This is a genomic window from Actinopolyspora lacussalsi subsp. righensis (assembly GCF_900116555.1).
Classification (GTDB): Bacteria; Actinomycetota; Actinomycetes; order Mycobacteriales; family Pseudonocardiaceae; genus Actinopolyspora; species Actinopolyspora lacussalsi.
In genome coordinates this window covers 790,822-804,612 of sequence record NZ_FPAT01000001.1, presented here as the reverse complement: position 1 = coordinate 804,612, position 13,791 = coordinate 790,822, and the positions used below count along the sequence as shown (strand labels likewise).

Here is a 13,791-nt window from a genome sequence, read left to right as displayed (position 1 = left end):
ACTGCACCCCCCAGATATGCGGAAACCGACAAAACGTCGCACGACACCGCGCCCGACAACGACACACCAAGCAGAACCCCCACCCCTGAGCGCGTTGGGGCGAAACCCGTGTCGGGCCGGGCTGTCGACTTCGGCGAGCCGAAGCACTGCGGAACGCTGCCCGGATCTGTGCCAGTGGATGCTCGCGGGCCGGTGTAGCGAGTGAACCGATCCGGTGTCACGTGACCGTGTGAGGATCCACGTCGCTGTGGCACCGTGGTCGGGTTCTCTCGGGACTCGGTCAACAACGACACGCCAATTCGCGATTCTCGCGGGATATTTTTCAGTCTTTCCGTGTGCGATTCCGGAACGGTCTCATTTTTTGTCTGTTTGTTTCGTGGCGATGATTTCACGAATTTCTCTCGCCGAATCGTGGTGCGCTGCTGAACTCCAACATCGAGTTGTGAACTGATTCACTCTGTTCTAGCTTGGGCGATGCCGCATACCACCACAAGGAAGTGATCACCGATGTCATCGTCCCCGGACAGCGGTGCGCACGAAACGGTCGATCGCCTGTTTGAACGTCGTGTCGAACCCGTCAATCAAATCCTGGCGAACGCCGATAACGTGGCCCGAGCCTGTCATGCCGTGTCCCGACGATTCCACGAAGGTGGAAAACTGGTCGTTTTCGGAAACGGCGGGGCCAGTACCGACGCGCAGCACGTCGCAGTCGAGTTCGTGCATCCGGTGATCGTCGGCAAACGCGCGCTGCCCGCCGTCTCGCTGACCTCCGACGTGGCCACGGTCACCGGAGTGGCCACCGGTAGCGGCGAGGGGCTGGACGAGGTGTTCGCCCATCAGATCCGGCACCTGGCCGACCCGGGCGACATCGCGCTGGGGATCTCCACCGACGGGAACTGCGCCAACGTGCTGCGCGGGCTGCGCGAGAGCGGCGACCTCGGCCTGCTGACCGTCGGCCTGGTCGGTGGTGACGGCGGGGCGGTGGCGGACTCCGGAGTCGACCACGTGCTCACGGCGCGGGCCACCGATCCGCGCGTGGTCAAGGAAGTGCACGTGACCATGTACCACATCCTCTGGGAACTGGTGCACGTCTTCCTCGAACAGCCCGGCGCACTGACCTCGGAAGTGGCGGCATGAGCGAGGAGCCGCTTCCCTACCCGGCGCCCTCCGGCGCGAGCTGCGACGGGCAGCACTGCGTGACCTGTTCGGACGAAGCGGTGCGCGTCACCGTGCTGCGGCTGCTCGCGGACGGCATGGCCGACGTGGAAACCGAACTCGGAACCGAACGGATCAGCGTCGCGCTGGTTCCGGCCGCCGTCGGCGACACCGTGCTCGTGCACGCGGGCGAGGCCATCGCGACCGTCGAGGAGTGAACACCGTGGACCAAGCCAACACCGACACCGGCCCCGCTGCTCACGCCGGTCCCACCACCCACGCAGGCCCCACTACGCACAGCGGTCCCGCGAGCGACGCCGGACCGGCGAGCGACATCGGATCGGCAGGGGCGCTGTACCCGTTCCTGACCAACGCGCCGGTCGACGTCGACGCCGTGTTCGAGCAGGTACGTCACTCCATCGAGACGAAGGCCCGCGAGATCAGGGAACTGCGGGTCGAGGTGCACCGGCGCGACGGCGACAACCTCCTCCGCTGCGCGGAGGCTATGGCCGAACGCTTCGCCCGCGGCGGCAGACTGCTCGCCTTCGGCAACGGGGGAAGCTCCACCGACGCCCAGGAGATCGCCAGCCAGTTCCTGCATCCCGACGCGGGGGGAACCGCGCTGCCCGCTCTCGGGCTGACCAGCGACATCGCGGTGGTCACCGCGCTGTGCAACGACGTCGGCTTCGACGTCATCTTCGCCAGGCAGCTCGGCGCGTTCGGCGGCCCCAACGACATCGCGGTCGGTATCTCGACCAGCGGTAACTCGGCCAACCTGCTCGCGGGCTTCGAGGAGGCCAAGGGCAGGGGGATGCTGACCGTCGGCATCGCCGGCTACGAGGGCGGCAAGATGTCCGAATCGGACAGCATCGATCACCTGTTCGTGGTGCCCTCACCCTCCGTGCACCGCATTCAGGAAGCCCAGACCACGCTGTACCACGCGCTCTGGGAGCTCACCCAAGCCGCGCTCTCCCGGGATCGGGACGGTGCGGCACCGCAGGGCACACCGGCCTCGATGCGTGAGTGAGGAGTGATCCGTCGTGGCACCGACCGACGAACGACACATGAAACCCGTTCCCGACGAGGACCCGACCACCCGAGGGGCGGGAGCCGACAGCGACACCGGAGGCGGTACGCAGGGGCCGGTTCACGTCCTGTGGATCAACGCCGGGCTCAGCTGCGACGGTGACTCCGTCTCGTTGACGGCGGCCATGCAGCCCAGCATCGAGGAAATCGTGATGGGGGCACTGCCCGGGTTGCCCGAGGTGCGGGTGCACTGGCCGCTGATCGATTTCGAGAGCGGACCCGAGCAGGGCGCGGACACCTTCATCGAGTGGTTCCACAAGGCAGACCGTGGTGAGCTCGAACCCTTTCTGCTGGTCATCGAGGGCTCGATCCCCAACGAGGCCATCAAGGAGGAGGGCTACTGGTGCGGGTTCGGCAACGACCCGAACACCGGCCAGCCCATCACCACCAGCGAGTGGATCGACCGGCTCGCGCCGAAGGCGCTGGGCATCGTGGCCACCGGAACCTGCGCGACCTACGGCGGGATACACGCGATGGCGGGCAACCCCACCGGTGCGATGGGAGTGCCGGACTACCTGGGGTGGCGGTGGAAGTCCAAGGCCGGTCTGCCGATCGTGTGCGTGCCGGGCTGCCCGGTGCAGCCGGACAACATGTCCGAGACACTGCTGTACCTGCTCTACCAGGTGGCCGGGCAGGCCCCGATGATCCCGCTGGACGACGCGCTGCGGCCGAAGTGGCTGTTCAGCGCCACCGTCCACGAGGGTTGCGACCGGGGCGGCTACTACGAGCAGGGGCAGTTCACCGAGCACTACGGCACCCCCGAGTGCCTGGTCAAGATCGGCTGCTGGGGGCCGGTCGTGCAGTGCAACGTGACCAAACGCGGCTGGATGGACGGCATCGGCGGCTGCCCCAACGTGGGAGGCATCTGCATCGGATGCACCATGCCCGGTTTCCCGGACAAGTTCATGCCGTTCATGGACGAACCGCCCGGTGCACTGCTGTCCACCGCCGCGAGCGGCGCCTACGGCGCCGCCATCCGCAGACTCCGCGGCATCACCCGCAAGACCGCGGACAAGGAACCGTCCTGGCGCGGCAAGGGGCGGGAGCTGCACACCGGTTACCGGCCGACCTGGTGATCCGATCCGAGGAAGGTATCCCCGCATGACACAGACCGATCCCGCCAAGAAGTCGGGAAAGTCGAAATCCGATCTTATGGAGATGTCCTGGGACCCGATCACCAGGATAGTCGGCAGCCTCGGTATCTACACCAAGATCGACTGGGAGGCCAGGCGGGTGGTGGAGTGCTACAGCACCTCCTCGATCTTCCGCGGCTACAGCATCTTCATGAAGGGCAAGGACCCCCGCGACGCGCACTTCATCACCAGCCGCATCTGCGGCATCTGCGGGGACAACCACGCCACTTGCTCGGTCTACAGCCAGAACATGGCCTACGGGGTCAAGCCGCCCAAACTGGGGGAGTGGATCATCAACCTCGGCGAGGCCGCCGAGTACATGTTCGACCACAACATCTACCAGGAGAACCTGGTGGGGGTCGACTACTGCGAGAAGATGATCCGCGAGACCAACCCCGGCGTGCTGGAACTGGCCGAGCGGACCGAGGCCCCCAACGCCTCCGAGCACGGCTACCGCACCATCGCCGACATCATGCGGGCGCTCAACCCGCTGGAAGGTGAGTTCTATCGGGAGGCGCTGCAGGTCAGCAGGCTCACCCGCGAGATGTTCTGCCTCATGGAGGGACGGCATGTTCACCCCTCCACGCTGTACCCGGGCGGGGTGGGAACGGTTGCCACGGTGCAGCTGTTCACCGACTACCTCACCAGGCTGATGCGCTACGTCGAGTTCATGAAGCGCTGCGTGCCGATGCACGACGACCTGTTCGACTTCATCTACGAGGCCATGCCCGGCTACGAGGAGGTCGGCAGGCGTCGGATCATGCTCGCCTGCTGGGGCAGTCTCAACGACCCGGACCACTGCGACTTCCAGTACGCGAACATGAGCGACTGGGGCCGCAAGATGTTCGTCACGCCGGGCATCGTCGTGGACGGGCAGTTGGTCACCACGGATCTGGTCGACATCAACCTGGGAATCCGGATCCTGCTCGGCAGCTCCTACTACGAGGACTGGCAGGGCCAGGAGACGTTCGTCGACCGCGATCCGCTGGGCAACCCGGTCGACCAGCGTCATCCCTGGAACCAGCACACCATTCCCAAACCGGCCAAGCGGGACTTCGACGACAAGTACTCCTGGGTGATGTCGCCGCGCTGGTTCGACGGTTCCGAACACCTGGCGCTGGACACCGGTGGCGGTCCCATCGCGCGGTTGTGGACCACCGCGCTGGCCGGGCTGGTGGACATGGGCAACGTCAGATCGACCGGCCACAGCGTGGAGATCAACCTGCCCAAGAGCGCCACGATGGGCGAGCGCACGCTGGAATGGAAGATTCCGAAGTGGAGCAACGCGATCGAGCGCAACCGGGCCCGTACCTACTTCCAGGCCTACTGCGCGGCGGCGGCGCTGCACTTCGTGGACAAGGCGCTGGCCGAGGTCCGCGGCGGCAACACGCAGACCTGGGAACCGTTCGACGTACCCAACGAGAGCGTGGGCTGCGGCTTCACCGAGGCCGTGCGCGGGGTGCTCTCGCACCACATGGTGGTGCAGAACGGCAAGATCGCCAACTACCACCCCTACCCGCCGACGCCGTGGAACGCCAGCGTGCGCGACTCGTTCGGCACCCCGGGGCCCTACGAGGACGCGGTGCAGAACACCCCGATCTTCGAGGAGAACTCCCCGGAGAACTTCAAGGGAATCGACATCATGCGTGCCGTGCGCAGCTTCGATCCCTGCCTGCCGTGCGGGGTGCACATGTACACCGGGGAGGGGTTCGAGCTGGACAAGACGCACACCCCGCACGCCTTCGACAGCCAGACCTGAGGGCTCGGTGTTCCGGCCGGGTCGCGGGGGTGGTCGCTTGGCGGAACCTCTCGCACGGCTTTCGCTGCGGGAGGCCCGACATCGGGTAGCGACTACACCACGTCGGGCCTTCCTCGCGAGAGCCGCACGGGAGAACCAGCGGTGGTGCGAGCCGCGGGAGCGGAATTTCGCGCCGCGCACCGAAGGAACCACCCGATCCGTCACCTGTCCCGGAAAACCCCGGTGACACACCAGTCGTACAACTCCGAACGATCGTTCCGGTGCCCGTGCTTTCGGGGCGGGCACCGGGGCGTGACTCACTCACGCGAGGACTCCCCACTGATGACGCAATCCACCACCACGGGGACACCGCCGCAGGCGGAGTCCCGGCAGGACGACGCGAGCGCGGTCGCCGCCCGCGTGGACGAGCTGCTCGGCAAGTTCGACACCGCCGAGACACCCGGCGTCCGCGAGGCGGCCGAGGACCTCGTCGCCACCATCATGCGGTTCTACGGCTCCGGAATCGAACGGATCACGACACTGCTGGCCGAGCACGCTCCCGGCACCGAGCTGCTCGACCGGTTGGCGGCGGACGAGCTGGTCGGCGGGCTGCTGGCGCTGCACGATCTGCACCCGCTCCCGGTGCGGCAGCGCGTGTCCGACGCGCTGGACAGCGTGCGGCCCTACCTCGGGTCGCACTCCGGGGACGTGGAGCTGCTCGGCATCGACGAGGAAGGTGTCGTGCGGCTGCGGTTGAAGGGCAACTGCGACGGCTGCCCCTCCTCGGCCGTGACGGTGAAACTGGCCATCGAGGACGCCATTCGCAAGGCCGCGCCGGAGATCGCCGACATCGCGGTGGAGGGCATGGCCCAGCCGGAAACCACCGCCACCGGCCCCGGCGGCCGACCGCTGCTGCCGCTGGCGACCGAGTCGGACAACGGCGGTTCCGCCGTGGCCGAGACCGCGGAGTGGGTGAACCTGGACGAGCTCGTGCGGCTGTCCGAGGGTGAGCTCACCTCGATCGGAATCGGCGGCGCGAGCGTGCTGGTGTGCAACGTGGCCGGATCGCTCTACGCCTACCGGGACCGTTGCCCCGCATGTGACACGGAGCTGGGCCGGGCGGTGCTGCACGGGAGTGAACTGCGGTGCCCCGGCTGCGCGCGAAGTTACGACGTGCGACTGGCGGGCAGGGAGGAGCAGGATCCGAACCTGCATCTGGAGCCCTTGCCGCTGCTGGCCGACGACGGCGGTGTCCGTCTCGCGGTTCCGGAGGTCGCGCGGTGAAACCGGAAACATCCTCCATCTCCGGAGCCTCCGGTGGGGCGGGCACCACCGATCCCGGTGGGTTGCGCCGTTTCCTGCGCCCTCGCGGTGAGTCCGCCCGTGTCGAACGCGCGCCGGGCACCAGCTGCGAGATGTGTTCGGAACAGTTGTGGCAATCGGGGCACTCCCATGTGGTCAACGTGGCGAACCGCCGCATCCTGTGCACCTGCCGTGCCTGCTACCTGCTGTTCACCCACCCGGGGGCGGGCAGCGGCAAACACCGCGCAGTCCCGGAGCGCTACCGCTACGCGCCGAGCTTTCCACCGGGCGTAGCGCTGTGGGAGTCCACCGGCATACCGGTCGGCATGGCCTTCGCCTTCCGCAGCTCGACCACCGGGCCGGTGCTGTTCTACCCGAGCCCGGCGGGAGCCACCGAGTCGACGCTGCCGCCGAAGGACTGGGACGAGGTGATCGCCGGTGAACCCGCCTTCGCCGACATCGCCGAGGACGTCGAGGCGCTGCTGATCAACCAGCTCGGCGAGTCCGGTACCGAGTTCGAGGCTTTCCTGGTGCCGGTCGACACTTGCTACCGGCTGGTCGGACTGGTCCGTACTCATTGGCGCGGTTTCGACGGCGGCAGCCAGGCACGCGAGTACATCGAGGAGTTCTTCACCGGACTCCGGCAGCGCGGCGAGCGGGTCGGTTCCGGACAGCCCGGATGGGAGTGCGGTGATGGCTGACCTCTCCGTCACGTGCGAGGACGTGCGCTGCGAACGCTACGGTGCCGGTCCCACCCTGCTGTTCCGGCTGCGCATCGACGAGTCCGGCGAGGACCCGATCCACGCGGTCTCGCTGCGTTGCGCCATCAACATCGAGCCCCGCAAGCGCGACTACGACAGCTCCGAGGAGGAGCTGCTCGGCCATCTCTTCGGCGGACGGGACCGCTGGGGCCACACGCTGCGGAACCTGCGGTTCGCCAACGTCGCCACGCAGGTACCCGGCTTCACCGACTCCATCCGGGTGGACGTGCCCGTGCCCTGCACCTTCGACATGGAGGTGGCCTCGGGCAAGTATCTGCACTCGTTGCGCTCCGGTTCGGTGCCGATGGTGCTGATGTTCAGTGGCACCGTCTTCGGCAAGGGGACCAACGGTTTCTGGGTCCACCAGATCCCCTGGGAGCTGGAGGCCGATTACGCCATGCCGATCGAGGTGTGGCAGCGGCTCAAGGAGCTGTACTTCCCGCGGGCCGACTGGATCCGCCTGCACCGCGACACAGTGGACGCGCTGCTGCGCTACCAGTCGCAACACGCGATCCCCACCTGGGACGCCGCCATCGGAACGCTGCTGGACAACGCGGGCGAGGTGACCCCGTGACGGAACTGTTCGACAAGGCGAGGGCGGTGGCCGACGCCGTCCTCTACGAGGGCTACCTGCTCTACCCCTACACCGCCGACTCGCCGAAGAACCAGGTGCGCTGGCAGTTCGGGGTGCTGATGCCGCCGAGCCACGCCGACGACTCGATCGGCGAGTACACCGACCTGCGCACCGAGTGCCTGCTGGAGGCGCCCGAGGACGCCCGGGTGCACGTCCGGCTGCGCTTCCTGCGCATCCAGCAGCGCTCGATCGAATCGCTCGACGAGCACGGTCAGTACCACCGAGTCACGTCGCTGCCGGTCGGCGACCGCGTGGTCGAGGAGTTCGACGAGGCGGTCGAGCAGGAGCACGACCTGCTGGCCCGGGTAGGCGACCTGCTCGACGGCGGATGCGAACTCGCCGTCCGTGACGATTCGGCCCGGAGCACCGAGGAGATCCGAGACCAGGACGGGGAGCTCCGGGGCAGGATCGTTCGCGAACTGCGTCCGCTGCGGGGCAGGCTGCGGGTCGACGCCGAACGGCTCGCGGGACCCTACGGTGGTCTGCGGCTGCGGGTGAGTGTGGACAACACCTCCGAGTGGCGGGCCGAGGAAGCGGACAGGCAGCGGGCGCTGCGGCACGCCTTCGTGGCGACCCACCTGTTGCTCGGCCTGGACCAGGGGGCGCTGCTGTCCTCGACGGCCCCACCGGAATGGGCCGCCGCCGCGGTGGCCGAGTGCGAGAACGTGCGCTGCTGGCCGGTGCTGCTGGGGCCCGGGGACCGGAGTGCCGCGGTGCTGGCCGCCCCGATCATCCTCTACGACGATCCGCGGGTCGCCCCCGAGAGCCCACGGCAGCTGCACGACGCCACCGAGATCGACGAGATCCTGACGCTGCGCACTATGGCGCTGACCGAGCGGGAGAAACAGCAGGCCAGGCAGACCGACGAGCGGGCTCGCGGCATCATCGACGGCGTCGACAACATGCCGCCCGAGATGCTGGAACGGCTGCACGGCACGCTGCGATACCTGCGGGAGTCGGTGCCGGAGCAGGAGAGTTCGCGGCAGAAGGGAACACAGCAGGAGGGGGCACAGCAGGGGAGTCCGGAGGAGAAGGGGGCGCGGCAGGAGGGTCCGCCGCCGTCATCCCCGCGACAGGACTTCCCCGCCCCGCCCGGTTCGTCCGGCGCGGGAATCTCCGGCGAGGCCGCGGGACCGTTCCCCGAACCCGGGGTGCCCTGGTGGGATCCCGGTGCCGACGCCGCGGTCTCGCCGGAGAGCGACAGCGTCGAGGTGGACGGGCTGTCGGTGTCCAACGGCAGCAAGGTCATCCTGCTGCCGGGCAGCGGCAGCGACGCGCAGGACATGTTCCTGACCGGGCGCGTCGCCACGGTGCGCGCGGTGTACTTCGATGTGGACGGTGGCAGCCACCTCGCCGTGACCCTGGACGACGACCCGGGAGCCGAGATCCAGGGTGCCAACGGCCGGTTCCGCTACTTCGGCACCGAGGAGGTCCGTCCACTGGGGAGCTCCGAGGGGACGTCCGAACAGCCGGGGGGAACCGCCCTGGCCGGCGAGGACGAGGTGCGGCGATGAGCCCCCGGGTGCTGGTCGCGGGCATCGGCAACATCTTCCTCGGCGACGACGGGTTCGGCCCCGAGGTCGGGCGCGCGCTCGCGGACACCGAGCTGCCCGAGGGGGTGTGGGCGGGCGACTACGGCACCAGCGGAATGCACCTCGCTTTCGACCTGCTCGACGGTTACGCGACGACCGTGCTGGTCGACGCGGTGTCCAGGGGTGATCCGCCCGGGACGCTGACCCTGCTGCGGCCCACCGACATCGGCAACGCCGACAAGCGAGACACCGCGGCGCTGGCCGACGCGCACGGCATGCAGCCGGATGTGGTGCTGGACCTGGTCACCCTGCTGGGCGGTGATCCCGGACGGGTTTTCGTGCTCGGCTGCGAGCCCGCCGAGCTGGAGCAGCGCATCGGCCTGAGCCGGATCGTGAAACGTGCCGTGCCGGAAGCGGTGCGTCGGGTGCGCGAACTGGTGTGCGCCGAGCAGGACGGATCCGAGTCGGCCGGACTCGGGCGAGGAGTTGTCGAAGGAGGTGATCGGTAGTGCGTCGCTTGCTGTTCCTGGTGCTGTTGGTGGGGTTGATCGCCACCCTCGCGTGGCTGTTCGGGCCGGACGTGAAGCGTTACCTGCGGATCAGCCGCATGTGAGATCGGGCCTCCGGCGCGGCGATTTCGCGAGAAATTGACGGGCAAGCGGTGCGACCGCTGCTGGCCGTGCCCGCTTACCGGCACCGCCGCGAGAGGTTCCGTCGAGTGACCGCCCCATCAAGGCGAACAAAGAGCTGCGACAAGGAGAACGTGAATGTGTCTGGGAATTCCGGGTGAGGTAATCGAAGTCCTGCCGGACCGGCCCGACCTGGCCAAGGTGGACGTCAGTGGGGTGCGTCGCAACATCAATATCGGTCTGCTCGACGACGATCGTCCGGTGGCCGGTGACTGGATTCTGATCCACGTGGGATTCGCGCTTTCCAAGATCGACGAGCAGGAGGCGCAGGCCGCGCTGGAATTCCTGGAGGACATCGGAAAGGCGTACGAGGACGAGTTGGAAGCGTTGCAGGACTCCTACATCGATTAGCGGGGCTCTGTCGGCTCGGTTTGTCTGGCGGTGCGGGTGGCGGAACCTCTCGCAGCGCTCTCGCTGCGGGTGCTCCGACATCGGGTAGTCACCACACAACGTCGGGGCCGTCCTCGCGAGAGCACCACGAGAGAACCCGCGGCGGTGCCGATCGCGAGGGTGATGGGAGTTCGGGCTGCGTGAGTGGTGGGATTTCGGCGTCGGGAACGCCGGGGAACACCGGAAAGAATTCGGATTCGAACGGATGCGTCGAAATTCGGCGGAGCACTATCAGTTGGGACGCGTTTCCGAACGCGTTTCGTGCCGTCGGATTTTCACCCGAAGGGTTTCGGAGGAGGTGCCATGAAGTTCGTCGACGAGTACCGCGACGCGGACAAGGCGCGTGCGCTCTCGGCCAAGATAACCGAACTGTGCGAGCCGGGCAGGCAGTACAAGTTCATGGAGGTGTGCGGCGGCCACACCCACACCATCTACAAGCACGGTCTGGAGGACTACCTCCCCGAGAACATCTCACTGATCCACGGGCCCGGCTGCCCGGTCTGCGTGATCCCGATGGGCAGGGTGGACGACTCCATCCACATCGCCAGGCAGCCGGGGGTGTTGATGACCTCCTTCGGCGACATGATGCGGGTTCCCGGCAGCAACGGGTCGTTCTTCGACTCCAACGCCGAGGGCACCAACATCCGGATGGTCTACTCCCCACTGGACGCACTCAAGCTGGCGCGGCAGAACCCCGAACAGCACGTGGTCTTCATGGCGATCGGCTTCGAGACCACCGCCCCGTCCACCGCGATGACGCTGCTGCGCGCCCGGTCCGAGGGACTGGAGAACTTCTCGGTGTTCTGCAACCACGTCACCGTCATCCCGGCGATCAAGGCCATCCTCGACTCGCCGGACCTGCGGCTGGACGGCTTCATCGGCCCCGGGCACGTCTCCACGGTGATCGGCTGCAAGCCCTACGAGTTCATCGCCCGCGACTACCGCAAGCCACTGGTGGTGGCCGGTTTCGAGCCGCTGGACATCCTGCAGTCGATCTACATGCTGATGCTGCAGCTGTCGGAGAACCGCTCGGAGGTGGAGAACCAGTACTCGCGGGTCGTGCCGTGGAACGGCAACGAGGTGGCACTGGACGCCATCAACCGGACCATGGAACTGCGGCCCTACTTCGAGTGGCGCGGACTGGGCTTCATCTCGCACTCGGCCACCCGACTGCGCGAGGAGTTCGCCGACTTCGACGCCGAACGCCGGTTCGAACTGCCGGGCGTGCGCGTGGCCGATCCCAAGTCCTGCCAGTGCGGCGAGGTGCTCAAGGGCGTGCTCAAACCCTGGGAGTGCAAGGTGTTCGGCACCGCCTGCACCCCGGAGACCCCGATCGGCACCTGCATGGTCTCCCCGGAGGGGGCCTGCGCCGCCTACTACAACTTCGGCCGGTTCAGCCGGGAACGCGTCAAGGAGGCGAGCAAGTCGTGAGCATCGAGAACGAGACCGACGCGGAGCCGGTAGCCGTGAGCGGGACGTCGCCCGAACACCCCGCCGCGGAATCCGACCACAGTGCCGCTGAAACCGTACACAGCGCTGCCGAACCCGCGCACGGCACCGCGGAACCGGGCAGCGACTACCGCAGCAGGGAACAGCAGGTCCTCGACCGCATCGAGAAGGCGCGCGCCCGCAAACCGAAGATCAAGGAAGAGCGCGTCACCAGCGCCCACGGCGCCGGTGGCAAGGCCAGCCAGACGTTGACCGAGGCGTTGTTCCTGGAGGAACTGCGCAACCCCCACCTGGAGAAGCTGGAGGACGGCGCCGAGTTCGCGGTGGACGGTTCGCGGCTGGCGATGACCACCGACTCCTTCGTGGTATCCCCGCTGTTCTTCCCCGGCGGCGACATCGGCGAGCTCGCCGTCAACGGCACCGTCAACGACCTAGCCGTCTCCGGTGCCACGCCGCTCTACCTGTCCGCCGGGTTCATCATCGAGGAGGGGTTCCCGATCTCCGAGCTGCGACGCGTGGTCCGGTCCATGGCCGAGGCCGCCGAGCGGGCCGGGGTGCGAGTGGTCACCGGTGACACCAAGGTGGTGCAGAAGGGCAAGGCCGACGGTTGCTACATCAACACCACCGGAGTGGGGGTGCGCCGGACCGAGCACGAACTCGGCATCGACACCGTCCGGCCGGGCGATGCCGTGCTGGTCTCCGGGCCGGTCGGTGACCACGGCGTCACGGTGATGCTGGAGCGCGGCGAGCTGGACATCGACGCCGACCTGGAGTCCGACACCGCCCCGTTGCACGACATGGTCACCGGGCTGCTGGAGGCCACCCCGGGTGTGCGCGCGATGCGCGACGCCACCAGGGGCGGTGTGGCGACCATCCTCAACGAGGTGGCCACCGCGGCCGACGTCGCCGTGGTCGTCGAGGAGGGCGAGGTCCCGGTGCGTACCGAGGTGCGCGGCGCTTCCGAACTGCTCGGCATCGACCCGCTGTACGTGGCCTGCGAGGGCAGGATGGTGGCCGTCGTGGACGGAGAGTCCGTCGACACCGCGCTGGCGGCGATGCGCGAGCATCCGCACGGTTCGGACGCGGCGGTGATCGGGCGGATAGGTGAGGACCCACCAGGGCTGGTGATGCTCAACACCGCGTTCGGCGGGACGCGGATCGTGGATCTGCTGGTAGGGGATCCCCTACCTCGGATCTGTTGATCGCAGCTTCCCGCTCGGGTGTCGAGGGTGGTCGCTCTGCGGAACCTCCCGCTGGCTCTCGCTCCGGGAGGACCGACATCGAGTAGGTACTACGCCACGTCGGTCCTTCCTCGCGAGAGCGCGACGCGGGAGAACCCGCGGCGGTGCCGGTTGCGTGCGTGGTCGTTCGGCGCTGCCGCGCCGAGGGGTTCCGCTTGCGATGCATCCGACTCACGCACCGGTGACACACCGTCGCGTTGCTCACGGTCGCGTGTCGAGAAGCGGCCCGGCGATTTCGCGAGAAATTGACGCCGCCCGAAACGAATTTCCGTGGAGTGGTTGTGGGAGGGGATCGCGGTGCACGAGCTGGGGATCACCCAGAGTGTGGTGGACGCGGTGCTCGACGCGGTCACCGAGCCGCGCGTCACCAGGCTGGAACTGGAGATCGGCAAGCTCTCCGGCGTGGTGCCGGACTCCGTGCGGTTCTGCTTCGACCTGGTGGTCACCGGCACGGCGTTGGAAGGTGCGCGGTTGGACATCGTGACTCCGACCGGTATCGGTCGCTGTCGGGACTGTGATCAGCGGCTCGTGCTGGAGGACCAGCTCGCGGTCTGTGACTGCGGCAGTCCCGATGTCGAAGTGCTCTCCGGACGGGAACTGCGGATCAGAGCGGTGGACGTGGAATCCGGAACCGTCGCCTCGTGAGTGGCTGGGTACGCGGATTCCTTCGATTGGTCGGTT

16 protein-coding genes are annotated in these 13,791 nt (G+C 67.7%); all 16 read left to right on the top strand.

All coding sequences use genetic code 11. The features are described from left to right. The coding region (locus BM394_RS23890; protein WP_139235123.1) for a CGNR zinc finger domain-containing protein at nt 1-89 on the top strand (89 nt) is incomplete at its 5' end. A gap of 418 nt (nt 90-507) precedes the next feature. Next, complete coding sequence (locus BM394_RS03450) at nt 508-1,137, top strand: D-sedoheptulose-7-phosphate isomerase (protein ID WP_092973542.1); 630 nt, start codon at nt 508-510, stop codon at nt 1,135-1,137. After that, entirely contained in the window at nt 1,134-1,373 is a 240-nt protein-coding gene (locus tag BM394_RS03445; protein WP_092973540.1) for a HypC/HybG/HupF family hydrogenase formation chaperone, read from the top strand. Before BM394_RS03450 ends, BM394_RS03445 begins: the two co-directional genes overlap by 4 nt. A 116-nt stretch (nt 1,374-1,489) precedes the next feature. After that, on the top strand, nt 1,490-2,182 hold the full coding sequence (locus tag BM394_RS03440; RefSeq protein ID WP_092973780.1) for an SIS domain-containing protein: 693 nt from the start codon (nt 1,490-1,492) through the stop codon (nt 2,180-2,182). A gap of 37 nt (nt 2,183-2,219) precedes the next feature. Then, the gene (locus tag BM394_RS03435; protein ID WP_092973777.1) at nt 2,220-3,317 is read left to right on the top strand and encodes an NADH-quinone oxidoreductase subunit B family protein; all 1,098 of its coding nucleotides are present in this window, start codon (nt 2,220-2,222) and stop codon (nt 3,315-3,317) included. 25 nt (nt 3,318-3,342) lie between these two features. Continuing rightward, entirely contained in the window at nt 3,343-5,133 is a 1,791-nt protein-coding gene (locus tag BM394_RS03430; protein WP_092973538.1) for a nickel-dependent hydrogenase large subunit, read from the top strand. Nucleotides 5,134-5,454: 321 nt separating this feature from the next. Next, the gene (locus BM394_RS03425; protein WP_139235121.1) at nt 5,455-6,396 is read left to right on the top strand and encodes a NifU family protein; all 942 of its coding nucleotides are present in this window, start codon (nt 5,455-5,457) and stop codon (nt 6,394-6,396) included. Then, complete coding sequence (locus tag BM394_RS03420; protein ID WP_217643319.1) at nt 6,393-7,115, top strand: DUF5947 family protein; 723 nt, start codon at nt 6,393-6,395, stop codon at nt 7,113-7,115. Before BM394_RS03425 ends, BM394_RS03420 begins: the two co-directional genes overlap by 4 nt. Then, nucleotides 7,108-7,749 (top strand): DUF6084 family protein, encoded by a 642-nt coding sequence (locus BM394_RS03415; protein WP_092973534.1) that lies wholly within the window; start codon nt 7,108-7,110, stop codon nt 7,747-7,749. The genes BM394_RS03420 and BM394_RS03415 overlap by 8 nt, the downstream gene beginning before the upstream one ends. Then, on the top strand, nt 7,746-9,323 hold the full coding sequence (locus BM394_RS03410; protein ID WP_175529935.1) for a hypothetical protein: 1,578 nt from the start codon (nt 7,746-7,748) through the stop codon (nt 9,321-9,323). Before BM394_RS03415 ends, BM394_RS03410 begins: the two co-directional genes overlap by 4 nt. After that, nucleotides 9,320-9,850, top strand: coding sequence for a hydrogenase maturation protease (locus BM394_RS03405; RefSeq protein WP_092973532.1), 531 nt, complete (start codon nt 9,320-9,322; stop codon nt 9,848-9,850). Before BM394_RS03410 ends, BM394_RS03405 begins: the two co-directional genes overlap by 4 nt. Next, nucleotides 9,850-9,954: a DUF6893 family small protein gene (locus BM394_RS23885; RefSeq protein WP_425427422.1), complete on the top strand. Its 105-nt coding sequence runs from the start codon at nt 9,850-9,852 to the stop codon at nt 9,952-9,954. The genes BM394_RS03405 and BM394_RS23885 overlap by 1 nt, the downstream gene beginning before the upstream one ends. A gap of 154 nt (nt 9,955-10,108) precedes the next feature. Beyond that, nucleotides 10,109-10,381 carry a HypC/HybG/HupF family hydrogenase formation chaperone gene (locus tag BM394_RS03400; protein WP_092927847.1) on the top strand — a complete coding sequence of 91 codons (273 nt, stop codon included), beginning with the start codon at nt 10,109-10,111 and terminating at the stop codon, nt 10,379-10,381. 342 nt (nt 10,382-10,723) lie between these two features. Further along, nucleotides 10,724-11,851 carry a hydrogenase formation protein HypD gene (gene hypD / locus BM394_RS03395; RefSeq protein ID WP_092973530.1) on the top strand — a complete coding sequence of 376 codons (1,128 nt, stop codon included), beginning with the start codon at nt 10,724-10,726 and terminating at the stop codon, nt 11,849-11,851. A gap of 179 nt (nt 11,852-12,030) precedes the next feature. Then, nucleotides 12,031-13,071 (top strand): hydrogenase expression/formation protein HypE, encoded by a 1,041-nt coding sequence (hypE, locus tag BM394_RS03390; protein WP_342752623.1) that lies wholly within the window; start codon nt 12,031-12,033, stop codon nt 13,069-13,071. 336 nt (nt 13,072-13,407) lie between these two features. Beyond that, complete coding sequence (locus BM394_RS03385; protein ID WP_092973768.1) at nt 13,408-13,755, top strand: hydrogenase maturation nickel metallochaperone HypA/HybF; 348 nt, start codon at nt 13,408-13,410, stop codon at nt 13,753-13,755. Nucleotides 13,756-13,791: the final 36 nt, after the last annotated feature.